Raw genomic sequence first — 24,010 nt, forward strand, 5'->3', positions numbered from 1 at the left:
GCCCGCCTGAACCGCAGCCACCCCCGTCCGCGTCACGCGGGCGGGGGTTTCGTCTGTTTCGTCCGGCGCCTTTTCCTGCGCGCGGGCGCTCAGTCCTGCGCCGCCTGCCCCTGCGGTCGGTAGCCCTGCGCCAGCAGCCAGCCCTGGAACACGCGGCGCTGCGCGGCCGGCAGATCGGCCAGCACCTGCCGTTCCGGCTCGCTGCGCAGGCGCCGCAGCCAGGGCGCCAGCTCCAGGCCCTGCAAGTGCCAGATACCCAGCGGCTGGTCCGCGCTGATCACCACCTCGGCCTCGTCCACCAGGCCGTCACGCAATACCGGCGCGCGCTCGATGCGCAGCGCGGCGAAGTCCGCTGCGGCGTGGCTCGGCTCGGCATCCGGCCAGGCGCGCCGCGCCTGCCAGAACGGCCGCTGCGGCCATTGCCGTTCCTCGCCATAGAAGTCGCGGCCGACACGGGCGAAACGCAGGAACAGTTGCTCCACCCGGCGCTGGTGGAAGCGCTTGGCCAGTTCGGCGCGCTGCGGCGCGCGCAGCAGGGTGTTGATCACCGCCGGCGCCTGCAGGGCCGAGGACAGCGACTGGAAGATGCCATTGCCGGAGAGCGGATCGACCGCCATGGCCGCATCGCCGACGCGAATCCAATTGTCGCCACAGGCCTCCAGGCTGAGGATCGCCGTGCTGCTGCGCGCATGCAGCGCCAGCTCGGTTTCGCCCTGCGCGCCGAAGAACGCGCCGGCCAGCGCCGATTGTCCGCGCCGCTGGCGGCAGTAATCGAGCAAGCGCTCCTTGGCCGGCAGGTCGCTGCTGGCGACGTCCAGAGTCAGTTGCCAGTAGCAGCGGCCATCGGCCAGCCGGGCCATCCAGGCCCAACCGTCGGGGAGGCTTTCCACCGCGCTGGCCAGCACCCCCGGGGCGCCTTGCCAGCGGTTCAGCAGGCTGAGGGTTTCCGGGCCACGGCGGGCCTTGCCGGCGTGCCCCTTGAGATGCAGCGGCGCCTGGCGGCCACGGGCCTCCACGAGGAACGCGGCGGACAACGAGCGGCCGCTTTCAAGGCGCACGCGGTGGCCCTGTTGGTTCGACGCCACGTCCAGCACGCGGTCTTCCAGGACCTCGACGCCGGCCCGGCGTAAATCCTCGCGCAGGCCCTGGTCGAACAGCGGCCGGTCGATGAGGAATTCGACGTTCTGCGCGGTGCGCGCGCCGTTCCAGTCCACCTGGCGCTGCGAGGGCGGCGCGGCGCACGCCAGGGCATGGCTCAACCCGGCATGGCGCAGGCCGTCGAGGACGCGCTGGGAAACGCCTTCCACCGCGGCGAAGCGGCGCCAGTCGCTGACCACGCTGACCGCATGACCGAGGTGGCGCAGGCCGAGGGCAACCGCCGCGCCGGCGGGGCCGGCGCCCAGGATGAGAACTTCGCTCATGGCCCCACCTTGCGCTCGATGCCCCGATAGGCCGCGCGCGCACGCATGATGGCCAGCGCTTGCTCGTTCGACAGCTCCGGCCGCTCGATCAGCAAGGCCGCCAGATAGCCGCAGAAGGCCGCGCACCCCAGGCTGGCCCCCGCCCGCCCGGCGACCCGCAGCGGCGCGCCGAAATCCGCCTGCGCACTGTCCAGCCAGGACCATTGGCCCTCGGCGCAGCGCGCATCGCCGGTGACCCGCAGCACGCCCGGATAGGCCGCCGGGAACACCGCCTCGCCGCGCGCCGGGCTGGAGGCGCAGACCAGCGCGCCGTCGGCGACCAGCGCGGCCACCGCCTCGCGCAGGATCGGCCGATCCTGGCGCACGCCCAGGCTGAGGTTGACCAGGCGCACGCCGCGTTCGCGCAGCCAGTGCAGCGCCGCGGCGATCTGCAAGGGGCTGGTGACGCCGCGCGCGTCGAACACCTGAGCGACACTGAAACGCGCCGCCGAGGCGCGCGTGGCAATGGCGTGCAGCACCGCCGAACCATGGCCGAGGGCGTCAGCCAGCAACGGCCCCTCGCCGAGGCCGGCATCGGTCAGGAAAAAGCGCCGCCCGGCCAGGAGCAAGCTGGCCTGTTCCGCTGCGTGGCCGCTATCGACCACGCCAACCTGCAGCTCAACCGGCATGGCCGCCCACCACCTGTGCGGCCTGCGCCACGCCGACGGTCAGGCGGCCGTCGAGCAATTCCAGGCGCAGATCGGCCTCGGCCAGGGTCGAGGGCCGGTGGCTGATGAGAATGCGCGTGCGCCCGGCGAAAAGCCGGTCGATGGCGGCGATCACCTCGCGTTCGGTGCTTTCGTCGACCTGCGAGGTGGCCTCGTCGAGCACCAGGATCAGCGGGTCTTGCAACAGCGCGCGGGCGATAGCGATGCGCTGTTTCTGCCCGCCGGAAAGCTGCTGGCCGCGCTCGCCAAGCGGGCTATCGAGGCCTTCCGGCAGGCTGGCGATCAGGCTGTCGAGCTGGGCCAGCGCAGCGACCCGTTCGATCTCCGCGCGGCTGGCCTCGGGCGCGCTGTAGGCCAGGTTGTCGGCCAGGCTGCCACGGAACAGCACCAGCTCCTGGCTGACCACGGCGATGCGCCGGCGCAGGGCGAACAGGTCGAGGTCGCGCAGGTCCACGCCATCGAGCAGGATGCGCCCCTGGTGCGGATCGTAGAAACGCTGCAAGAGGTCGATCAGGGTCGATTTGCCGGCCCCGGACGGCCCGTTCAGGGCCACCTTGAGGCCGGCGGGAATGCAGGCGTCCAGTTCGCACAGCAGCGGCTGGTTGCGCCCGGCGTGGCGGAAGGAAAGCCGCTCCAGGCGCAGTTCGCCGGTGGTCGGCATCGGCCGCGGCACGGCCGGCGATTGCACCTCGGCACGCTCGCCGCGCAGCTCCATGACCCGCCCCAGGCTGACGGTCATGCGTTGCAGCGCCACATAGAGGCCGAGCAGGCTCTGCACCGGACCGATGGCCATGCCCAGGTAGGTGGAAAAGGCGATCAGCGAACCGAGCTGCCAACTGCCCTGCACCACCCAGTAGCCGCCGACCAGGAAGGCACAGGCGCGCGACAGCGACATCAGCGTGCCCGGTACCGCCTGGGTGAAGAACTCGGTGAGCTGCAAGCGCAGCAACTGGCCCATGTAGCCCTGCCCCAGGCCCTCCAGGCGCCGCGCCTCGCAGGCCTGCTGGCCGGCGGACTGGATGAACTTCATGGCCGGCAAGGTCTCGACGAAGAACGACGACATGTCCGCCGAGCGCTCCCGCAGGCTGCGCGCCTCACGCTCGACCTTGCGGCGCATCCAGCGCAGCCAGAGCACGTCCAGCGGGATGAGCACGGCGACCAGCAGCGACAGTTGCCAGGACAGCGCCAGCAGCAGCGCCAGCGCGCCGACCAGGCCGATCACGCTGGACACCGCGGAGAACAGCGAATCCACGGCGAAGCGCTGGATCTCCGCGACATCGCCGTCCAGGCGCGACATCAGGTCACCGATGCGGCGGCGGCCGAAGAAGCTCGGCGAGAGCGTCTGCAGGTGGCGGTACAGGGCATCGCGCAGGGCGAACAGGATGCGCCCGGAAAGGCGCGTGTGCAGGTAGCGGTTGAGCCCGGACAGCGCCGTACCGAGCAGCCCGGCGAGGATCATCGCCCCAGCCAGCAGGAGCAGCATGGGGAAGTCCCTGGCGAGCAGCCCGTCGTCGATCAGCAGCTTGGTCAGCCAGGGCTGCGCCAACACCAGCAACGAGGCGAGGAAGGACAGCCCGAGCAGGCCGAGGATGGCCATGCGCTGCGGGCGAATGAAGCCGTACAGCCAGTGCAGCGCGTCCTTCAGTGCCTTGGGGTCGTCACTGTCGATCAGGCGAGAGAAGAACATCAGTTTCTCAATTGTTTGAGTTTGCGGTAGAGGGTCGCCCGGCTGATACCGAGGGCATCGGCGGCGGCCGAGACATTGCCCTGGTGGCGGTCGAGGGACTGGCGGATCAGCTCCAGTTCGTTCTCGCGGATGCGCCCGCAGGGCTGCCGCTCGCCGGCGCTGAGTTCGTCCAGGGTGCTGTCCGGCAGATGTTCCAGGCCCAGGCAGCGCTCGCCCTCCTCGCGCATCGCCAGGGCGGTACGCAGGACCATTTCCAGTTGGCGGATGTTGCCCGGCCAGTGGTACTCGCCGAGCAGCGCGGCGAATTCGTCGCTGAGCTGCACCCCCGGCGCGCCGAGCTTGGCCAGCAGGCTGGCGGCCAGCTCACCGAGGTCTTCGCGCTCGCGCAGCGCCGGCAGGCGCACGCTGATGCCGTTGACGCGGTAGTAGAGGTCTTCGCGGAACAGCTTGTCTTCCACCTGGCGCTTGAGGTCGCGGTGAGTGGCGCAGATCAGCGCGACGTCGATGTCCTGTTCCTCGCCGGCGCCCAGCGGCGCCACCTTGCGCTCCTGCAGCACGCGCAGCAGGCGCGCCTGCAAGGCCAGCGGCATGTCGCCGATCTCGTCGAGGAACAGGGTGCCGCCGTGGGCCTGCTGCAGGCGCCCGACCATGCCGCCCCGGCGCGAGCCGGTGAAGGCGCCCTCGCGGTAGCCGAACAGTTCGGATTCGATCAGGCCCTCGGGGATGGCCGCGCAGTTGACCGCGACGAACGGCTTGTCGGCGCGCGCGCTGGACTGGTGCAAGGCGCGCGCCAGCACTTCCTTGCCGCTGCCGGTCTCGCCCAGCAACAGCACCGGCAGCTCGTTGAGCAGGCCCTGGCGCGCCATGCGCAGGGCACGGGCGTAGCGCGGGTTGTTGCCGGCCAGCGCCTCCAGGTTCGGCGGGGTTTGCCCCGCCCGCGCCGGCGTGCGCGCCGGCACCGCGACGGCGTGGCTACGCAACGGCGCTTGCAGGACTTTGTAGAAGAACTCGCCCTTGGAGGTCTGCAGGCTGCCGATGGCGCCCGTGTGCAGACGGCCGAGCAACTGCTCGCCGCGGGCGCCGAGCAGCTCCTCGCAACGGCGCCCGAGCAGGCGCTCGCGCTCGGCGCCGAGCAACTGGCAGGCCGGCGAACTGAGCGCCAGGATGCGCCCTTCCAGGTCCAGCGCGAGCAGGCCCTGCCAGGGCGAATCCAGGTACTGGCGGCGGCTGTGGAAGGCCAGCACCACCTGGCCCGGATAACTGGCGGCGAACAGCCGCGCCTCGATGTGACAGGCGGCCAGGTTGAGCAGGCTGAGGCTTTCGCGCGGGCCGGCCAGCGGCCCTTCGCGGGTCAGGTCGAGCACGCCGAGCAAGGTGCCCTGCGGGCTGCTGATCGGCACCGAGGTGCAGGAGAACGGGCTCAGGCGTTCGAGGAAGTGCTCGCCGCAGTCGATCTGCGTCGCGCGCCCTTCCACCAGCGCCGTGCCCAGCGCATTGGTGCCGCGCGCCGCTTCGCTCCAGCAGGCGCCCAGGGTGATGTCCTCCAGGCTGCTGTGGCGCAGACGCTCGCGCGCGCCCTCCACCGAGAGGATGGTGGCGTCGGCGTTGGCCAGGATGATCAGGCCATCGTGGCCCTGGCGCTGGGCCAGGTAGTCGAGATCGGGCGTGGCGGCGTCGAGCAGCAGGCGGTTGTTCTCCAGCAGCAACTCGATGCTGGCGCGGCCTTCGAGCGCCTGATCGTTGTCGCGGTGGCAATCCAGGCCGTGGCCGAGGCTGCGCCGCCAGGAGGCATCGATTTCCTCGCGCAGCACACCATGGGGCACGTCGCCCTCGCGCTGCAGGCGTTCGCGGGCCTGGCTGGCCTCATGCAGCGCGTCGCTGCTTATTGTTCTTGTTGGGCTCATACATCGCTCCGGTAGGTTCCGCGCCGCCATCGGGCGCCGAACTCGCAGGCTGGTCAGGGATGTCTACACCCGTGGCATCCGACAGTAAAGAGGATGGCTGAGCGGGTGAAACCGTGTATCCCCCTGTAAGGCAATTCTCGCGCCAGTCCTCCCCTCGCGGCAGCGCTCCGGCGTGTCACGGCTGTGTTGACAGTGACCCAAGGCAGGTTTACGTTAACGTAAAGGTAAACAAACGAGCAAGCCCATGCCGACCACCTACAGCATTTCCGATCTGGCCCGCGAACTGGACGTCACCACCCGCGCCATCCGCTTCTACGAAGAGCAAGGCATGCTCAGCCCGGAGCGCCGTGGCCAGGAGCGTATCTACAGTCCCAAGGACCTGGTGGCGCTGAAGCTGATCCTGCGCGGCAAGCGCATCGGCTTCTCGCTGGCCGAGTGCAAGGAACTGATCGACCTCTACGACCCCAGCAGCGGCAACCGCAAGCAGCTGCAAACCTTCATGGACAAGATCGCCGCCCGCCGCGAGCAGCTGGAACAGCAACTGCTGGACATTGAGCAGATGAAACTGGAACTGGACACGGCCGAGGAACGCTGCCTGGCGGCCATGGCCGAGACCGACAAGAAGCAACGCGCGACGAGCTGAAGCGCCAGCGACACCACGACCGGCCCCGGCGGCAGCCCGCCGCGGCCTACCCGGCCCTCACCATTCAATGACAAGTACAGGTGACACCATGAGCTACTCCTCCCTCAATTTCGGCCTCGGCGAAACCATCGACATGCTCCGCGACCAGGTGCGCGGCTTCGTCGCCGCCGAACTGGCGCCGCGCGCCGCGCAGATCGACGCCGACAACCTGTTCCCCATGGACATGTGGCGCAAGTTCGGCGACATGGGCCTGCTCGGGGTGACCGTCAGCGAGGAGTACGGCGGCGCCAACCTGGGTTACCTGGCCCACGTCGTCGCCATCGAGGAAATCAGCCGCGCGTCGGCCTCGGTCGGCCTGTCCTATGGCGCCCACTCGAACCTTTGCGTCAACCAGATCAACCGCAACGGCAACGCCGCGCAGAAAGCCAAGTACCTGCCCAAGCTGATCAGCGGCGAGCACATCGGCGCGCTGGCCATGAGCGAGCCCAACGCCGGTTCCGACGTGGTCTCGATGAAGCTGCGCGCGGAACGGCGCGGCGATCGTTTCGTCCTCAACGGCAGCAAGACCTGGATCACCAACGGTCCGGACGCCAACACCTACGTGATCTACGCCAAGACCGAGCCGGAAAAGGCCGCGCACGGCATCACCGCGTTCATCGTCGAGCGCGACTGGAAAGGCTTCAGCCGGGGCAACAAGTTCGACAAGCTGGGCATGCGCGGCTCGAACACCTGCGAGCTGTTCTTCGATGACGTGGAAGTGCCGGAAGAGAACGTCCTCGGCGCGCTCAACGGCGGCGTCAAGGTACTGATGAGCGGCCTCGACTACGAGCGCGTGGTGCTGGCCGGCGGGCCGATCGGCATCATGCAGGCATGCATGGACGTGATCGTCCCCTACATCCACGACCGCAAGCAGTTCGGCCAGAGCATCGGCGAATTCCAGCTGATCCAGGGCAAGGTCGCCGACATGTACACCCAGCTCAACGCCAGCCGCGCCTACCTGTACGCCGTGGCCCAGGCCTGCGACCGCGGCGAGACCACCCGCAAGGACGCCGCCGGGGTGATCCTCTACACCGCCGAGCGCGCCACCCAGATGGCCCTGGACGCGATCCAGATCCTCGGCGGCAACGGCTACATCAACGAGTTCCCCACTGGCCGCCTGCTGCGCGACGCCAAGCTCTACGAGATCGGCGCCGGCACCAGCGAAATCCGCCGCATGCTGATCGGCCGCGAGCTGTTCAACGAGACCCGCTGAACCTAACTGACTTCGTAGCATGGGCTCCGCGCGAAACCCGGCATCGACCGCATGGGTTTCGCAAGCTCAACCCATCCTACGTTCCCCACACGCTCGTGGAGACGCCATGACCATCCTCGGCACCCAACTCAACACCCGTTCCCCGGAATACGCCGCCAACGCCGCGACCATGCTGGAGAGCGTCAACGACCTGCGCGCCCTGCTCGGCCGCATCCACCAAGGCGGCGGTGCCGCCGCCCAGGCCAAGCACAGTGCACGCGGCAAGCTGCTGGTGCGCGAGCGCATCAACCGCCTGCTCGATCCCGGCTCGCCGTTCCTCGAAATCTCCGCCCTCGCCGCCCACGCGGTGTACGGCGAGGATGTCGCCGCCGCCGGCGTGGTCGCCGGCATCGGCCGCGTCGAAGGCGTGGAATGCATGATCGTCGGCAACGACGCCACGGTAAAAGGCGGCAGCTACTACCCGCTGACCGTGAAAAAACACATCCGCGCACAGACCATCGCCCAGCAGAACCGCCTGCCGTGCATCTACCTGGTGGACTCCGGCGGCGCCAACCTGCCGCGCCAGGACGAGGTGTTCCCCGACCGCGAGCACTTCGGACGGATCTTCTTCAACCAGGCCAACCTGAGCGCCCAGGGCATCCCGCAGATCGCCGTGGTGATGGGCTCCTGCACCGCCGGCGGCGCCTACGTGCCGGCGATGAGCGACGAGACCATCATGGTGCGCAACCAGGCCACCATCTTCCTCGCCGGCCCGCCGCTGGTGAAGGCCGCCACCGGCGAGGTGGTCAGCGCCGAGGATCTCGGCGGCGCCGACGTGCACTGCAAGACCTCGGGCGTGGCCGACCACTATGCCGAGGACGACGCGCACGCCCTGGCCATCGCCCGCCGCTGCATCGCCAACCTCAACTGGCGCAAGGCCGGCAGCCTCACGCGGCGGCCTCCGCGCACGCCGCTGTACGCCGCCGAGGAGCTGTACGGGGTGATCCCGGCCGACAGCAAGAAACCCTACGACGTGCGCGAAGTGATCGCACGGCTGGTCGACGGCAGCGAATTCGATGAGTTCAAGGCGCTGTTCGGCACCACCCTGGTCTGCGGCTTCGCCCACCTGCACGGCTACCCGGTGGCGATCCTGGCGAACAACGGCATCCTCTTCGCCGAGGCCGCGCAAAAGGGCGCGCACTTCATCGAACTGGCCTGCCAGCGCGGCATCCCGCTGGTCTTCCTGCAGAACATCACCGGTTTCATGGTCGGCCAGAAGTACGAGGCCGGCGGCATCGCCAAGCACGGTGCCAAGCTGGTCACCGCGGTGGCCTGCGCTCAGGTGCCGAAGTTCACCGTGATCATCGGCGGCAGCTTCGGCGCCGGTAACTACGGCATGTGCGGCCGCGCCTACGATCCGCGCTTCCTGTGGATGTGGCCCAACGCGCGGATCGGCGTGATGGGCGGCGAACAGGCCGCCGGGGTGCTCGCCCAGGTCAAGCGCGAGCAGGCCGATCGCGCCGGCCAGACGCTGTCCGCCGAGGAGGAAGCGAAGATCAAGCAGCCTATCCTCGAACAGTACGAGCACCAGGGCCACCCCTATTACTCCAGCGCGCGCTTGTGGGACGACGGTGTGATCGACCCGGCGCAGACCCGCGAAGTCCTCGCCCTGGCCCTCTCCGCCTCGCTCAACGCGCCCATCGAGCCGACCCGGTTCGGCGTATTCCGCATGTAAGGCCGCCAGCATGACTGACTTTCAGAACATCCAGCTCGACATCGACGAGCGCGGCGTGGCCAGCCTCTGGCTGAACCGCCCGGACAAGAACAATGCCTTCAACGCCGCCACCATCGCCGAGCTGATCCAGGCGCTGGACGCCGTCGCCGCCGACCCGCGCGTGCGCCTGCTGGTCCTGCGCGGCCGCGGCAAGCACTTCTGCGGCGGCGCCGACCTGGCCTGGATGCAGGAGGCGGTGCAGCTCGACTACGCCGGCAACCTGGCCGACGCCCAGCAACTGGCGGAACTGCTGCACCAGCTGCACCAGCTGAAGACGCCGACCCTGGCGGTGGTCCAGGGTGCGGCCTTCGGCGGCGGCGTCGGCCTGGTGGCCTGCTGCGACATGGCCCTGGGCAGCGAGGCGGCGCAATTCTGCCTGTCCGAAGTGCGCATCGGGCTGATCCCGGCGACCATCGGACCCTTCGTGACCAAGGCCATCGGCCAGCGCGCGGCGACCCGCTATGCCATGACCGCCGAACGCTTCGGCGGCGCCCGCGCCCGCGAGCTGGGCCTGCTCGACGAGTGCTACGCGGCCGACCAGCTGGAGGCGAAGGTCGCGGACTGGATCGCCAATCTGCTGCAGAACAGCCCGGCCGCCCTGGTGGCCTGCAAGGCACTATTCCAGGAAATCGGCAGCGGCGAGCTGAGCCCCAACCTGCGCCGCTACACCGAGGCCGCCATCGCCCGCATCCGCATCAGCGCCGAGGGGCAGGAAGGCCTGCGCGCCTTCCTGGAAAAGCGCACACCGGCCTGGCAGGGAGGCAATCGATGAATCATCGACCTTCCCACCCTTTGCCGTCGGCTAGCGCAAGCTCGACCCAACCTACCCTGCCTGGAGGCCCGTCCATGACCATCACCACGCTTCTGGTGGCCAACCGCGGCGAGATCGCCTGCCGCGTGATGCGCACCGCCAAGGCCCTGGGCCTGACCACCGTGGCCGTGCACAGCGCCACCGACCGCCACGCCCGCCACGTCGAGGAAGCCGACATCGCCATCGACCTGGGCGGCGCTAAGCCGGCGGAAAGCTACCTGCGCGGCGACGCCGTGATCGCCGCGGCCAAGGCCGCCGGCGCCCAGGCCATCCACCCCGGCTACGGCTTCCTCTCGGAGAACGCCGGCTTCGCCCGCGCCTGCGAAGAGGCCGGGCTGGTGTTCCTCGGCCCGCCGGCCAGCGCCATCGACGCCATGGGCAGCAAATCGGCGGCCAAGGCCCTGATGGAAGACGCCGGCGTGCCGCTGGTGCCCGGCTACCACGGCGAGGCCCAGGACTACCCGACCTTCCAGCGCGAGGCCGCGCGCATCGGCTACCCGGTGCTGCTCAAGGCCGCCGCCGGCGGTGGCGGCAAGGGCATGAAGGTGGTCGAGCGCGAAAGCGAACTGGCCGAGGCCCTGGCGTCCGCCCAGCGCGAGGCGCAGTCCGCTTTCGGCGACTCGCGCATGCTGGTGGAGAAATACCTGAGCAAGCCGCGCCACGTGGAAATCCAGGTATTCGCCGACCAGCACAGCCACTGCCTGTACCTCAACGAACGCGACTGCTCGATCCAGCGCCGCCACCAGAAAGTGGTCGAGGAAGCCCCCGCCCCCGGCCTCTCCGCCGAACTGCGCCGCGGCATGGGCGAAGCCGCGGTGCGCGCCGCCCAGGCCATCGGCTACGTCGGCGCCGGCACCGTGGAGTTCCTCTACGACGAAGGCAGCGGGCAATTCTTCTTCATGGAAATGAACACCCGCCTGCAGGTCGAACACCCGGTCACCGAAGCCATCACCGGCCTCGACCTGGTGGCTTGGCAGATTCGCGTGGCGCGTGGCGAGCCGCTGCCGATCAGCCAGGAGCAGGTGCCGCTGAACGGCCACGCCATCGAAGTGCGGCTCTACGCCGAGGACCCGGAGGGCGGCTTCCTGCCCGCCAGCGGCCGCCTCGACCTCTACCGCGAACCCGCCGCCGGCCCCGGCCGCCGCAGCGACAGCGGTATCCGCCAGGGCGACGAGGTGTCGCCGTTCTACGACCCGATGCTGGCCAAGCTGATCGCCTGGGGCGAGAACCGCGAGGAAGCGCGCCAGCGCCTGCTGGCGATGCTCGTCGAGACCGCCGTCGGCGGAGTCAAGACCAACCTGGCGTTCCTCCGCCGCGTGCTGGCCCATCCGGCCTTCGCCGCCGCCGAACTGGACACCGGCTTCATCGGCCGCCACCAGGACGACTTGCTGCCGGCCAGCGGCGAACTGCCGCCGCTGTTCTGGCACCTGGCCGGCGAAGCCTGGGTGCAGAGCGAGGCCGCCCGCGTGCGTGGCGACGATGCCCATTCGCCATGGTCGGCGCAGGACGGCTGGCGCAGCGGCCTGCCCGGCGAGACCGACCTGCACCTCAACGCCCGTGGCGAGTCGCAGGTGGTGCGCCTGCGCCATGTCGGCGGCCAGCGCGCGGCGCGGCTGATCGGCGAATGGCTGGAGGTCGAGTTCGACGGCCTGCGCCGCCGCCACCTGGCGATCCGCCACGGCGACAGCCTGTACCTGGAATGGCATGGCGAACTGCTGAAAGTCAGCCGCTTCGACCCCATCGCCGAGGCCGAAGCCGCCCATGCCCACCATGGCGGCCTGACCGCGCCCATGAACGGCAGCATCGTGCGCATCCTGGTCGAACCCGGCCAGGCGGTGGAGGCCGGCACCGCCCTGGTGGTGCTGGAAGCCATGAAGATGGAGCACAGCATTCGCGCGCCGCACGCCGGCGTGGTGAAATCGCTGTCATGCAGCGAAGGCGAACTGGTCGCCGAAGGCACCGCGCTGGTGGAGCTGGAGGAAGCGACAGCCTGAGCCAGGGCGTATAAGGCACCGCCTCATGCGCCGCCAGGCCGTGGCCTGGCCGAGTCGCGAAGTTGCCGATGTGTTGGTTGTGGGGCGGATAACGCGGCTGCGTTATCCGCCCTGCGCGTCCCGAACGTACGAGGAATCCCCATGTCCCTGCCCCAATCCGTGCGCCTGGTCGAAGTCGGCCCGCGCGACGGTCTGCAGAACGAAAAACAACCGATCAGCGTCGCCGACAAGGTGCGTCTGGTGGACGACCTGACGGCCGCCGGCCTGAGCTATATCGAGGTCGGCAGCTTCGTCTCGCCAAAATGGGTGCCGCAGATGGCCGGCTCGGCCGAGGTGTTCGCCGGCATCCAGCACAAGCCCGGCGTCACCTACGCCGCCCTGGCGCCCAACCTCAAGGGCTTCGAGGCCGCGCTGGCCGCCGGGGTCAAGGAAGTCGCGGTGTTCGCCGCCGCCTCCGAGGCCTTCTCGCAGAAGAACATCAACTGCTCGATCAAGGAGAGCCTGGAACGCTTCGTGCCAGTGATGGACGCCGCCCGCGAGCACGGCATCCGCGTGCGCGGCTACGTTTCCTGCGTGCTCGGCTGCCCCTACCAGGGCGAGGTGGACCTGCAGCAGGTCGCCGCCGTGGCCGCCGAACTCGACGCCATGGGCTGCTACGAGGTGTCCCTCGGCGACACCATCGGCGTCGGCACCGCCGGCCAGACCCGCCGCCTGTTCGAGACGGTCGCCGCCAAGGTGCCGCGCGAACGCCTGGCCGGGCATTTCCACGACACCTACGGCCAGGCCCTGGCGAACATCTACGCCAGCCTGCTGGAAGGCATCGCGGTGTTCGACAGCTCGGTCGCCGGGCTCGGCGGCTGTCCCTACGCCAAGGGCGCCACCGGCAACGTCGCCAGCGAAGACGTGCTCTACCTGCTCGATGGCCTGGGCATCCACAGCGGCATCGCCATGGACGCCCTGATCGCCGCCGGCCAGCGCATCTGCGCGCTGCTCGACAAGCCCAACGGCTCCCGCGTGGCCCGCGCCCGCCTGGCCCGGGGTTGAGGAAACAGCCGTGCGCCCTGGCTGAGGGGCACGGCTGCCAGCCGATCGCGGAATTCACTAAACTAGCGTCCATTCGTTCAGCGGACGCAAAAATGAAAGTCCAATCCGAAGACCTGCGCACCTTCGCCGCAGTGGTCGACAGCGGCTCGATCACCGCCGCCGCCGAGCAACTCGGCCTCACCGCGTCGGCGGTCAGCCGCAGCCTCGCCAAGCTGGAGGAAAAGCTCGGCACGACGCTGCTCAACCGCACCACCCGGCGCATGCAACTGACCGAGGAAGGCACGCTGTTCCTCGACGGCGCGCGGCACATCCTGGGGCAAATGGATGACCTGGAAGAGCGCCTGGCGCTGCGCCGGCAGAAGCCGTCCGGGCGCCTGCGGATCAACGCCGCGTCGCCCTTCATGCTGCACGCGGTGGTGCCGCACATCGATGCCTTCCGCCAGCGCTACCCGGACATCGAACTGCAGTTGAACAGCAACGACCTGAACATCGACCTGCTGGAACAGAGCACCGACATCGCCATCCGCATCGGCACGCTCAGCGACTCCAGCCTGCACGCCCGCCCGCTCGGCAGCAGTCGCCTGAACCTGCTGGCCAGCCCCGCCTACCTGGAACGCCACGGCACGCCACAGCGCGCCGAAGACCTCGCCGGGCACAGCCTGCTCGGCTTCACCCAGCCGGAAAGCCTGAACCTCTGGCCGGTACGCCATGCCGGTGGCGACAGCCTGGTGATCCGCCCCAGCCTCGCCGCCTCCAGCGGCGAAACCCTGCGTCAACTGGCGCTCGCCGGACAGGGCATCGCCTGCCTGGCCGGCTTCATGACCTGTCGCGACATCAGCGCCGGGCGCCTGGTCAAGCTGCTGCCGCAGGCCGTCCGCGAGCAGCGCCAGCCGATCAACGCGGTCTACTACCGCAACTCGCAGTTGGCCCTGCGCATCCAGTGCTTCCTCGACTTCATTCAGGACAGGCTGCGCTTCGATGCGCCATGAGCCACCGACGCGCCAAGTCCCGCGGCAACGCCAGCCGCGCGCTGGGCGTTGCTGGCGAACCCGGGCGTAGGGGCAGCGCTAGGATTTCTCGCGCAGCAACCAGGCGGCGTGCTGCTTGACCAGGTCCATCACCGCCGCGGTCATCACCGCGGTGGACACGCCGAACATGAGAATGCCGTTGGCCGCCTCCAGCGGACCGAGCAGGCGCCAGCGCGGGCTCATAACGATGTCGCCATAGCCCAGGGTGGCGAAGTTCACCCCCGAGTGATAGAGCGCGACGGCGAACTCGTCGAACTCGCCGAGGAGCATGAACAGCAGCGCCCAGATCGCCATCTGCATGAAGTTGCCGAGCATCATCAGCAGCATCACCATGGCCAGCAGCGCGGTGTTCGAGAGCAGCCCGTGCTGCTCCGTCCAGGCTTCGCGCAGGGAAACGTAGCCGCGCAGGCACAGGGCCAGGAAGATGGCCTGCAGCAACAGGCAGAGCAGCATCACCGGCAAGCCGGCCAGAAGACTGAGCAGAAGCATCGGCTGATCGTCCGCGCCGCGCTATCCGCCGCGCGTCTCTTCGCCGGTTTCCTCGCCGGTCTCCTCGCCCGTGGCGCCGGCCGCCGGTACTTCCGTGAGCGGTTGGTTGACCCACTGCCAGAACAGTTGGTAGCCCACCGCCAGGAACACCGGCCCGATGAACAGGCCGATGATGCCGCCGGTCACCATGCCGCCCAGGGCACCGATCAAGATCACCGGCATCGGCACTTCGACGCCGCGGCCGAGCACCAGCGGCTTGAGCACGTTGTCCACCAGACCGGCGACGAAGGTGTAGATGGCGAAGACGATGCTGGCGACCGTCGCCCCTTCGGTGACGAACACATAGGCGATGACCGGCAGGGTGATCAGCGTGGCCGGCAATTGCAGGATGCCCAGCAACAGCACCCCCAGGGCCAGCAGGCCGGCGCCGGTGATGCCCTTGACGACGAAGCCGACGCCGATCAGCAGCATCTGGATGAAGGCGATGCCGACCACGCCCTGGGCCACCGCGCGGATGGTCGTGGAGCACAGATCGACCAGGTGCGGCCCGCGTTCCGCGCCGGTCAGGCGGACGGCGATGCGCACCGCGCTCTGCGTGCCGGATTCGCCGAAGGCCATGATGATCCCGGCGATGATCAGCGCGCCGATGAACATCAGGAAGGCGGCGCCGACGCCGGCCAGTTGGCGCATCAGCGGCACGCCGAAATCCTTCATCAGCGGCAGCACTTTCTTCAGCAGGCTGGTCAGGTCGGTGGATGCTTGCTGCCACAGGTCGAACAGGTTCTGCCCCACCAGCGGCCAGGTGGCCACCGAAGCGGGCGGCGGCGGAATGTGCAGATCGCCGCCCTTGAGCAGTTCCAGGGCCCGGTCCACCGACTCGGCGATCGAGGCGCCGAGCAGCGACACCGGCAGCAGCAGGACCAGCACCGAGACCAGGGTGATCAGCGTCGCTACATGGCCGTCACGCAAGCCCAGGCGCGTCTTCAGCAGGCAATGCAGCGGGTAGAAGGTCACCGCCAGGATCACCGACCAGAGCATGAGGTTGAGAAACGGCTGGAACACGCGGTAGCAGAAGAGCGCCAGTACCGTGACCAGGCCGGCGCGGATGAGCACGTCGAGCAGGCGGCGGGATTGGACAATTTCGGGAAGAGCGGAAGGCGACATCGTGTTCTCCTTGCACAGGCCGCGGCCAGAACGGAACAGCCGTTTCATTCAGCGGACGCAGCGGCCTGTCGCCTCGGAACCCGTGCCCAGGCCCGATCCGGCAGGTTCGCTGCGGACGGTACGACGAGCCGCGCGTTCCGCCAGTATCCAGATGAAAGGTGCGGGCTCTTCCAGAGCATAGCCGCTGCCTTGCGCGCCGCCGTCCGAATTGCGCGTGGCCTGGCGGACGCCTCAGTCCGGCGCCGGCGCGACCAGCGCGGGCTTGGGCCGGCTGCCGAGCGTGGTGCCGATCGAGGCGACGATGATCGCGGCGATGGCCAGCCATTGCTGCACGCTCAGTTGCTCGCCGAGGAACACCAGCCCGGAGATCGCGCCGAAGGCCGGCTCGATGCTCATCAGGGTGCCGAAGGTGCGCGCCGGCAGACGGGTCAGGGCGAGCATTTCCAGGGTGTAGGGCAAGGCACTGGAGAGCACCGCCACAGCGAGCAGCGCCGGCAGCAGCTGCACGTTCAGCAGCGCGCTGCCGGCATGCAGGATGCCGATGGGCACGACGCACACGGCGGCGATGCTCACGCCCAGGGCGGCGCCCTGAGTGCCATGGTCGGAGCCGGCGCGCTGGCCGAAGACGATGTACAGCCCCCAGCACACCCCCGCCGCCAGGGCCAGGCCGGCGCCCAGCGGATCGACGCCCTGTTCGAGGTCGCCGACGGGCAGCAACAGCCACAGGCCGGAAACGGCGATGGCGATCCACAGGAAGTCAATGGGCTTGCGCGAGAAATACAGCGCCACCGCCAGCGGCCCGGTGAATTCCAGCGCCACCGCGACGCCCAGCGGCACCGTGCGCAGCGCCATGTAGAACATCAGGTTCATGCCGCCCAGGGTGATGCCATAGGCCAGCAGCGACACCCAGGATTTGCGCGGGATCGGCTTGCGCCACGGGCGCAGCAAGGCGAGCAGAATCAGCGCGGCGAAGAACAGCCGCGCGGCCGTCACGCCCTGGGCGCCGAGCAGCGGGAACAGGCTTTTGGCCAGGGACGCGCCGATCTGGATCGAGGCCATCGACACCAGGAGCACGGCAACGGGGAAAAACAGCGTGGCGAAACGCGAGCGAGACATGGAAGGCAACCGGCAGATTGAAAAATGAAGCGATTATTGGCTTACTCTTATGCGCAACATAATGCGCAAAGCCGAGCGAATGAGCAATATACTGCCCAACCCCAATGAACGCCCCAGTGTCCTGGTCCACGTCGCCGACAACGTCAAGGCCTTGCGCCGCGACGCCAGCCTGAGCCAGGAGGCCCTGGCCAAGGCCTCGGGGGTCAGCCGGCGCATGCTGGTCGGTATCGAAAGCGGCGACACCAACGTCAGCCTGGCCACCCTCGATCGCATCGCCGCCGGCCTCGGCGTGACCTTCGCCGACCTGGTCCGGGCGCCGGCCACCGGCGATCTGTCGCGCATCGATGTGGTGGCCTGGGCCGGCCCCCACCCGGACAGCCGCGGCACCCTCCTCGCCAGCACCCCGGCACGGCGCCAGGCGGAACTCTGGCACTGGTCCCTGGGGCCGGGCGAACGCTACGACGCCGAACCCGACGCCGAGGGCTGGCATGACATGGTCTATGTCATCGAAGGGCGCCTGACCCTGCTGCTCGACGGCCAGAGCCTGAGCATCGAAAGCGGCGGCTTCCATGTGTTCAAGAGCGACCGTCCGTTCAGCTACTGCAACCAGGGCGAGACACGCGTGCGCTTCATCCGCAGCGTGGTGAACTGAGCGGCCGGCCGCTCACCGCACCGGGTCGATGACCTGGGTCAGCGGATGCGCCGAGCCTTCCAGGTGCCAGTTGACCCACAGGCGCTGCCGGGCGTCGTTGTCGGGCTCGATGGCCAGCCAGTTGCGGCGGGTGACCAGGTAACGGCCACGGTCGGCGATCGGCAGCATGCTGGCGCTGATCTTGTAGTCGATCGGTTCCCGGCTGCCGCCCAGCGATTCGAGGAAATACACCGCGATGCCCGGCGGCGAGGGATGCACGATGCCGCTGGAGATCAGCTGGTAGATCACCCCGGCGCCGCCGGCCTGGTGCTGGGCCAGTTCCGACTCGATGACGCAGGCGCCGGCGACGTGCACATCGCCGGAAACGATGCTCACCTTGCAGCGCTTGGCCGCGGCGAAATCCAGCAGGCGCATGATCAGGCGCTTGCGCTCGCCACGGTGCGGCGGGCTGCGCCAGTGGTCGCGCAGGTCGTCTTCCAGCTCCTGCTGGCCGGGGACCAGGTCGAGGGCCTTTTCCGCCGCCTGCAGGTCCAGGTAACCCACCGGGATGCTCGACATGAGCAGCAGGTGCTTGTGCGCGGCAACGCCGTCGAGCCAGGCGTAGATGCCGTTCCAACTGGCGGCGGAAACGATCTGGCTGGCCTGCGCGGCCGGCCGGCTCAGGTCCGGCGCGCGCTCGCTGCGCAAGTCCGGCACCAGCAGCGCGAGGCTGCCGAGGCCAGTGAAGCCCAGGTGGTAGCCCTGGGTGTTGGCGATGGCGCAGGGATGCGCGTCCCGCGACGGCGTCAGGTCCGGGTGGGTCTGGATGAGCTGCTGCTGGAAGATGCGGAAGTAGTGCCGGGCGGTGTCGAACAGGCCCTGGAACACCGGGCTGGAATGCAGCGTCTCGGGATAGGAACCCCAGCCGTCGATGATGTCGTGGTCGTCCCACATCATGACGGTCGGGATGCTGGCGAACATCCGCGCCACCGGCGGCTGCGCCCAGCGCTCCAGGTACAGACGGGTGAAGAACCGGTCCAGGGCCAGGCGCATGTCCTTGCTGTAGGCGGCCTTGGCGCGCTCGGCGAAGGACTTCTGGAACCACGCCTTCAGGCTCGGCACGGTGCTGCGCAGCTCGTCGCTGTAGACCTGGTCGCCGCCCATCAGCAGGAGGTGGTACGGATTCGCTTGGTGGGCGCTGTCCATGTCGATCCAGCGCTCGTTGTTGACGTCGACCTTCTCCATGTACTTGGGATCGGAGAAGCCGTTGCAGGAGGCATAGGCCATCCGCGGCGAGCGGCCGGCGGCGGGCACCGTGAAGCTCGCCTCGACGCCGTCGATGGTGAAGCGGTAGCGGGTATCCACGGCGCTTTGCGGCACCGCCAGCAGCACCCGCCAGACACGGTACTGCGGCGCCAGCAGCGGCACATCGGCGATGGCCAGCGGCGGCTTGGCGCGCAGCGGCGCCGGTGCGTTGACGGAAGGCGCCGAATCGTTCGGCGTGACGACCAGCGCCGAAACGCTGTAGTTGCCTTGCTGGATACCGCGGAACTGCAGGATTGGTCCGAGTAACAGACTCATGCGCTGTCCTCCTTGATGACGCCCATCGATGGCCTGGGGTGTGGCCGCTCGAGTATAGGCAGGGGGCGATTCAGGCAACGCCTGAAACACCCTCCGTGGGCCGCCGGTGCCGTCCCTGGCCCCGTCCCACCAGCCTCAGCAGGCCTGTGGCATCTCGCCGCGCGCCAGCCGCGCGTTGATCTCGCGGACCACCGCCGGCAGCTCGGCGATGGTGTCGATCAGGTAGTGCGGGCGGGCACCCTCGAAGAGTCGGCCGATACGCTGGCGCTGCTGTTCCAGCGTGTCCGCCGGCAACCCTTGGTACTGCTCGTAGGTCAGGCCCAGGGCGTTGCCCGAGCAGGTCAGCGCCACCGTCCACATGCCGGCGCGGCGGCCTTCGAGGATGCCCGGCCAAGTGTCGTCGACCTTGACGCAGGCGGCGACGTCGTCGATGCCCAGGGCGATCACGTTGGCCAGGGCCTGGGCCGGGTGCGGACGGCCGTTGGGCACCTCGTCGGTGGCCACCACGTGGTCGGCGACGTAGCCCTTGGTCGCGGCCAGGGTGACTACCTTCGCCATCACCACAGCCGGGTAGCCGGAGCAGGAGCCGATCTTCAGGCCCAGCCCGCGCAGCTCGGCGATGGCCTCCAGGGCGCCGGGGATCAGCGCCGAGTGCTCGGCGATCTTCTCGATCTGCAGCGGCATGAAGCGCTCGTAGATGGCGGTGACATCGGCGTCGCTCGGCGTGCGGCCGAATTTCGCCCGGAAGCGCTCGGCGATCGCCGGAAGGTCGCAGAGGGTGCGGATATGGTCCCACTTGCCCATGCCCATGGGCCCGCGGGCTTCCTCCAGGCTGACGGCGACGCCGAACTCGGCGAAGGCTTCGACGAAGATCTGCGTCGGCGCGAAGGAGCCGAAGTCGACCACGGTGCCGGCCCAGTCGAGGACGGCGGCTTGCAGGTGCTGGGGTTGTTCGTAGTTCATCGCGAGGATTCCTTGCTGACGGGCGCCGGCGACGGGCCGGCGCGGCCGTGGATGGGGTTCAGATCTCGAAGACTTCCATTTCCCGGAGGCTCTCGGCGATGGCCGCCACCGCCTCGCGCATGCCCTGGGCATCGACCTGGCCGATGCAGCCGACGCGGAAGGTTTCCACCTGGGTCAGCTTGCCCGGATAGAGGATGTAGCCCTTGTCGCGCACCCGCCGGTAGAAGTCCTCGAAGCGGTAGCGCGCATCGCGCGGGGCGTGGAAGGTGACGATGATCGGCGCCTGGATCGGCGCCGGCAGGAAGCTGCGCAAGCCCAGCGCGGCCATCTCGGCGAGCAGAGTCTGGCAGTTCTCCGCGTAACGTTGATGACGGGCCGCCAGACCGCCCTCCTCCTCGTACTGGGTCAGCGCTTCGTGCAGCGCAGCCAGCACATGGGTCGGCGGGGTGAAGCGCCACTGCCCGGTCTTGGCCAGGTAGGCGTGCTGGTCCTGCAGGTCCATCGCCAGCGAGTGGCAGTTGCCGGCGCTGGCCGCCAGGGCGCTGCTGCGGGCGAAGACGAAGCCCATGCCGGGCACGCCTTCCAGGCACTTGCCGGAGGCGGCGATCAGGGCGTCGAACGGCACCCGGCGGGCATCGATCTCCAGCGCGCCGAAGGAACTCATGGCGTCGATGATCAGGCGCTTGCCGTGGGCCTCGACCACCTTGGCGATCTCTTCCAGGGGGTTGAGGATGCCGGTGCTGGTCTCGCAATGGATCAGCGCGACGTGGCTCACGCGCGGGTCGGCGGCGAGCAGGCGCTCGACGTCGGCGGCGGTGGTCGGCACGTCCTCCGCGGTCTCGAAGGTGCTGAAGTCACGGCCGAGGACCTGGCAGATCTTCGCCAGGCGCTTGCCGTAGGCACCGTTGATCAGCACCAGCACCTTGCCGTCGCGCGGCACCAGGGTGCCCACCGCGGCTTCCACCGCGAAGGTTCCGCTGCCTTGCAGGGGGACGCAGGCGTGGCTGGCCTGGCCATGGATGATACCCAGCAGGCGCGAACAGACGCTGGCGGTCAGGGCGTTGAAGTCGCTGTCCCAGGAGCCCCAGTCGACCAGCATCGCTCGACGGGTGCGGTAGGAGGTGGTCAGGGGGCCGGGGGTCAGTAGTACGGGCGCGCGCTCGGCAGTGCTCATGCTCGGTTCCTCTTCGGGGAAGACCTGTGCTCGGGAGGTTCTTGGCGGGCCCGACGTCCGGGCCTGGGCATAGGTTGCGCAGCGCTTATCTATCGTTCAAATTGTTTGTCATGATCCCAGGCATAAGTCGGACATATAGCCAATGAACCTTTTCCAGCTCCGCGCCTTCGACGCCGTCGCCCGCGAAGGCAGCTTCACCCGCGCCGCCGAGCGCCTGTTCATCAGCCAGCCGGCGGTGACCGGGCACGTCAAGGCACTGGAAGAGCACTACCAGGTCAACCTGTTCCGACGCACCGCGCGCAGCGTCGAGCTGACCGAGGAAGGCACGCGCCTGGCGGCCATCAGTCGCACCCTGTTCGCCCTGGAAGAAGAAGCCGAGACGCTGCTCGACGCCAACCGCCAGTTGCTCAGCGGGCGCATCGAAGTGGCCGCCGACGGCCCGCACCTGGTCATGCCGATGCTCGCCCGCCTGCGCGCGCGCTACCCCGGCATCACCGTCAACCTGCGCCTGGGCAACGCCCAGGAAACCCTCAATGCGCTGCTCAGCGAGCACGTCGACATCGCCGTGGTGACCGAGGTGGAACCGCGCGCCGGGCTGTTCCTGCGCGAACTGGTGCAGTCGCGCCTGTGCGCCCTGCTGCCCGCCGCGCATCCCTGGAGCGAGCGCGAACAAGGCGTGCCGCTGAGCGAGCTGGACCAGCAGATCATGGTCCTGCGCGAGCCCGACTCGATCACCCGGCGCACCTTCGACCGCGCCTGCGCCGGCCAGCAGGTACAGCCTCGCGTGCTGCTGGAGCTGGACAGCCGCGAGGCAGTGACCGAAGCGGTGGCCGCCGAACTGGGCATCGGCATCGTCTCGTCGCTGGAAGTCAGCCGCGATACACGGGTGCGCGCCGTGCCGCTGCTCGGCGAGGGGCTGCTCAACCGCCACTCCATCGGCTGCCTGGAACGGCGCCGGGGCCTGCGCGTGGTCAGCGCCTTCATGGAACTGGCGGAGGGCTGAGCGCCCCTGGGTTGCCAGGCCGACCCTGCCGCCCCCGGACAAACGCCAGCCACGGCGATGGGTATCGCTACGCTCAACGCCATCCTACGGCCCCCTGGTCCCCCCCGTAGGGCGCATAAAGCGGCACGCTTTATCTGCCGCCAGCGCCAATGGCGCACCCCGTAGGATGGGTTGAGTCCACGAACCCCCTGCGGTCGCCCGCGCAGAGCGGCATTGCCAGGTCTTCGTTCACCAGCGCCAGAAAGGTCGGAGCCGTGCTCCAGCGGCCTCGCTTTTTTTTTGCCCGCCGCTGTCCCTGGGCGCGCCATGGCCCTCGCCGAAGCGGCGATTGACGCGCATCCCGGCAGCCGCCAGGATGCGCCTAACGCCGTCAGCCCCGCTTCCGAAATGCTCAAGCCCCCCGTTTCGCCCATCAGTCGCCTGCTCTACCTCCTGCTCGCCTACACGAGCCTGGGCGTCGGCCTGGTCGGCCTGGTGGTGCCCGGCCTGCCGACCACCGAGTTCGTCCTGCTGGCCGCCTGGGCGGCGGCGAAAAGCTCGCCGCGCCTGAGCGCCTGGCTGGAAAACCACCGACTGTTCGGGCCGATCCTGGCCAACTGGCGCAACGGCCGCGCCATTGCCCGGCGCGCCAAGATCGGCGCCAGCCTGGCGATGCTCGCGGCGCTGGCGCTCATGCTGAGCACCCTGCCCCACGGCTACTGGCTGTATGCGGTGGTGCTGGGCATGGCCATCGGCAACCTGTGGATCTGGTCGCGCCCGGACCGCCAGCCGCAACCGCCGCCGCACGGCTAGGCGCTGCCGGCACGGCGGCTTATGCTGAGGGGCACCATCCCCGCCAAAGGTTCCGCCATGAGCAATCCCCCCAGCAAGGTCGACGCGCTGCTCGCCGAAGCCCAGCAGCGCCGCGAAAGCAGCTACCGGGAAAAGGCCCTGAAGATGTATCCGTGGATCTGCGGTCGCTGCGGCCGCGAGTTCAGCGGCAAGCGCCTGAGCGAGCTGACCGTGCACCACCGCGACCACAATCACGACAACAACCCCGAGGACGGTTCCAACTGGGAACTGCTGTGCCTCTACTGCCACGACAACGAGCACCAGCGCCAGGTCGACGCGCATTACCAGGGCAACGACGCCGGCGCCGGCCAAGGCGCCAAGGTCAAGCACAAGGCCTTGGCCGGGCTGGCCGAACTGCTGCAGAAAAAATCCTGAGGACGCGGTTGCCAGGCGGGCGAATTCCTGCGAAAACGCCGCCCCTGGAAGCGGCCCCACCGGGCCGCCGCTGACGAGAGAAGCAGCCATGAGCGACGAACTGCGCATCGAAGACCTCTACCTGGGCGACGGCCGCACCGTGGTCAAGGGCGCCCTGATCACCACCGAGTACCGGGGCACCCTGGAAGACGGCACGGTCTTCGACTCCTCCTACGACAAAGGCAAGCCCTTCCAGTGCGTGATCGGCACCGGGCGCGTCATCAAGGGCTGGGACCAGGGCCTGATGGGCATGCGCGTCGGCGGCAAGCGCAAGCTGTTCGTCCCCGCGCACCTGGCCTATGGCGAGCGCCAGATCGGCGCGCACATCAAGCCGAATTCCAACCTGATCTTCGAAATCGAACTGCTCGAAGTCCTCACCCGCGACGACTGACGACGCCCC

General features: G+C 68.9%; 22 protein-coding genes. 12 read left to right on the forward strand and 10 right to left on the reverse strand.

Features of this window, described 5'->3' with window-relative positions; translation table 11 throughout:
- Positions 1-89: 89 nt before the first annotated feature.
- Genes qhpG through BLQ74_RS21760 form a run of 4 tightly spaced genes read right to left on the reverse strand, consistent with a single transcriptional unit; the run spans position 90 to position 5,719 of the window.
- On the reverse strand, positions 90-1,421 hold the full coding sequence (qhpG, locus tag BLQ74_RS21745) for a flavin-dependent monooxygenase QhpG (protein ID WP_090266293.1): 1,332 nt from the start codon (positions 1,419-1,421) through the stop codon (positions 90-92).
- The gene (qhpE, locus tag BLQ74_RS21750) at positions 1,418-2,089 is read right to left on the reverse strand and encodes a subtilisin-like serine protease QhpE (RefSeq protein ID WP_090266295.1); all 672 of its coding nucleotides are present in this window, start codon (positions 2,087-2,089) and stop codon (positions 1,418-1,420) included. Before qhpE ends, qhpG begins: the two co-directional genes overlap by 4 nt.
- Positions 2,079-3,815, reverse strand: coding sequence for an ABC transporter ATP-binding protein (locus tag BLQ74_RS21755; RefSeq protein ID WP_090266297.1), 1,737 nt, complete (start codon positions 3,813-3,815; stop codon positions 2,079-2,081). Before BLQ74_RS21755 ends, qhpE begins: the two co-directional genes overlap by 11 nt.
- A complete protein-coding gene (locus tag BLQ74_RS21760) occupies positions 3,815-5,719 on the reverse strand; it encodes a sigma-54-dependent Fis family transcriptional regulator (protein WP_090266300.1) in 1,905 nt (634 codons plus the stop codon). The genes BLQ74_RS21755 and BLQ74_RS21760 overlap by 1 nt, the downstream gene beginning before the upstream one ends.
- A 244-nt stretch (positions 5,720-5,963) precedes the next feature.
- On the opposite strand from BLQ74_RS21760, the gene BLQ74_RS21765 reads away from it, so the two are divergent.
- The 7 genes from BLQ74_RS21765 to BLQ74_RS21795 all read left to right on the forward strand — a co-directional run bounded on the left by BLQ74_RS21765 (position 5,964) and on the right by BLQ74_RS21795 (position 14,205).
- Entirely contained in the window at positions 5,964-6,362 is a 399-nt protein-coding gene (locus BLQ74_RS21765) for a MerR family transcriptional regulator (RefSeq protein WP_090266302.1), read from the forward strand.
- Between the two features lie 88 nt (positions 6,363-6,450).
- Complete coding sequence (locus tag BLQ74_RS21770; protein WP_090266305.1) at positions 6,451-7,614, forward strand: isovaleryl-CoA dehydrogenase; 1,164 nt, start codon at positions 6,451-6,453, stop codon at positions 7,612-7,614.
- A gap of 106 nt (positions 7,615-7,720) precedes the next feature.
- Entirely contained in the window at positions 7,721-9,328 is a 1,608-nt protein-coding gene (locus tag BLQ74_RS21775; protein ID WP_090266308.1) for a carboxyl transferase domain-containing protein, read from the forward strand.
- Positions 9,329-9,338: 10 nt separating this feature from the next.
- Complete coding sequence (locus tag BLQ74_RS21780; protein WP_090266310.1) at positions 9,339-10,139, forward strand: gamma-carboxygeranoyl-CoA hydratase; 801 nt, start codon at positions 9,339-9,341, stop codon at positions 10,137-10,139.
- Positions 10,140-10,213: 74 nt separating this feature from the next.
- Positions 10,214-12,172, forward strand: coding sequence for an acetyl/propionyl/methylcrotonyl-CoA carboxylase subunit alpha (locus BLQ74_RS21785; RefSeq protein WP_090266312.1), 1,959 nt, complete (start codon positions 10,214-10,216; stop codon positions 12,170-12,172).
- A 141-nt stretch (positions 12,173-12,313) separates the two neighbouring features.
- Positions 12,314-13,216 (forward strand): hydroxymethylglutaryl-CoA lyase, encoded by a 903-nt coding sequence (locus tag BLQ74_RS21790; RefSeq protein WP_090266315.1) that lies wholly within the window; start codon positions 12,314-12,316, stop codon positions 13,214-13,216.
- Positions 13,217-13,308: 92 nt separating this feature from the next.
- Positions 13,309-14,205: a LysR family transcriptional regulator gene (locus BLQ74_RS21795; protein WP_090266318.1), complete on the forward strand. Its 897-nt coding sequence runs from the start codon at positions 13,309-13,311 to the stop codon at positions 14,203-14,205.
- A gap of 78 nt (positions 14,206-14,283) precedes the next feature.
- On the opposite strand, the gene BLQ74_RS21800 is transcribed toward BLQ74_RS21795, so the two are convergent.
- The 3 genes from BLQ74_RS21800 to rhtA form a co-directional block, all read right to left on the reverse strand.
- Positions 14,284-14,733, reverse strand: coding sequence for a potassium channel family protein (locus BLQ74_RS21800; protein ID WP_090266319.1), 450 nt, complete (start codon positions 14,731-14,733; stop codon positions 14,284-14,286).
- Positions 14,734-14,754: 21 nt separating this feature from the next.
- The gene (locus BLQ74_RS21805; protein ID WP_090266322.1) at positions 14,755-15,897 is read right to left on the reverse strand and encodes an AI-2E family transporter; all 1,143 of its coding nucleotides are present in this window, start codon (positions 15,895-15,897) and stop codon (positions 14,755-14,757) included.
- A 231-nt stretch (positions 15,898-16,128) separates the two neighbouring features.
- Positions 16,129-17,022, reverse strand: a complete 894-nt coding sequence (rhtA, locus tag BLQ74_RS21810) for a threonine/homoserine exporter RhtA (RefSeq protein WP_244507241.1) — start codon at positions 17,020-17,022, stop codon at positions 16,129-16,131.
- 52 nt (positions 17,023-17,074) lie between these two features.
- Between rhtA and BLQ74_RS21815 the strand changes: the two genes are divergently transcribed.
- Positions 17,075-17,665 (forward strand): helix-turn-helix domain-containing protein, encoded by a 591-nt coding sequence (locus BLQ74_RS21815; RefSeq protein WP_244507242.1) that lies wholly within the window; start codon positions 17,075-17,077, stop codon positions 17,663-17,665.
- Between the two features lie 12 nt (positions 17,666-17,677).
- On the opposite strand, the gene BLQ74_RS21820 is transcribed toward BLQ74_RS21815, so the two are convergent.
- The 3 genes from BLQ74_RS21820 to BLQ74_RS21830 all read right to left on the reverse strand — a co-directional run bounded on the left by BLQ74_RS21820 (position 17,678) and on the right by BLQ74_RS21830 (position 21,362).
- Positions 17,678-19,225 (reverse strand): alkaline phosphatase D family protein, encoded by a 1,548-nt coding sequence (locus tag BLQ74_RS21820; protein ID WP_090266329.1) that lies wholly within the window; start codon positions 19,223-19,225, stop codon positions 17,678-17,680.
- 135 nt (positions 19,226-19,360) lie between these two features.
- Positions 19,361-20,188 (reverse strand): phosphonoacetaldehyde hydrolase, encoded by an 828-nt coding sequence (gene phnX, locus BLQ74_RS21825; RefSeq protein WP_090266331.1) that lies wholly within the window; start codon positions 20,186-20,188, stop codon positions 19,361-19,363.
- 58 nt (positions 20,189-20,246) lie between these two features.
- Entirely contained in the window at positions 20,247-21,362 is a 1,116-nt protein-coding gene (locus tag BLQ74_RS21830; protein WP_090266333.1) for a 2-aminoethylphosphonate--pyruvate transaminase, read from the reverse strand.
- Positions 21,363-21,504: 142 nt separating this feature from the next.
- On the opposite strand from BLQ74_RS21830, the gene BLQ74_RS21835 reads away from it, so the two are divergent.
- The 4 genes from BLQ74_RS21835 (at position 21,505) to BLQ74_RS21850 (ending at position 24,001) form a co-directional block, all read left to right on the forward strand.
- A complete protein-coding gene (locus tag BLQ74_RS21835; protein ID WP_090266335.1) occupies positions 21,505-22,365 on the forward strand; it encodes a LysR substrate-binding domain-containing protein in 861 nt (286 codons plus the stop codon).
- 387 nt (positions 22,366-22,752) lie between these two features.
- Entirely contained in the window at positions 22,753-23,157 is a 405-nt protein-coding gene (locus BLQ74_RS21840) for a YbaN family protein (protein ID WP_090266339.1), read from the forward strand.
- A 57-nt stretch (positions 23,158-23,214) separates the two neighbouring features.
- Entirely contained in the window at positions 23,215-23,571 is a 357-nt protein-coding gene (locus BLQ74_RS21845; RefSeq protein WP_090266342.1) for a YajD family HNH nuclease, read from the forward strand.
- 88 nt (positions 23,572-23,659) lie between these two features.
- On the forward strand, positions 23,660-24,001 hold the full coding sequence (locus BLQ74_RS21850; RefSeq protein ID WP_090266345.1) for an FKBP-type peptidyl-prolyl cis-trans isomerase: 342 nt from the start codon (positions 23,660-23,662) through the stop codon (positions 23,999-24,001).
- Positions 24,002-24,010: the final 9 nt, after the last annotated feature.

Origin of the sequence: Pseudomonas panipatensis (genome assembly GCF_900099785.1) — a bacterium.
Lineage (GTDB): Bacteria > Pseudomonadota > Gammaproteobacteria > Pseudomonadales > Pseudomonadaceae > Pseudomonas > Pseudomonas panipatensis.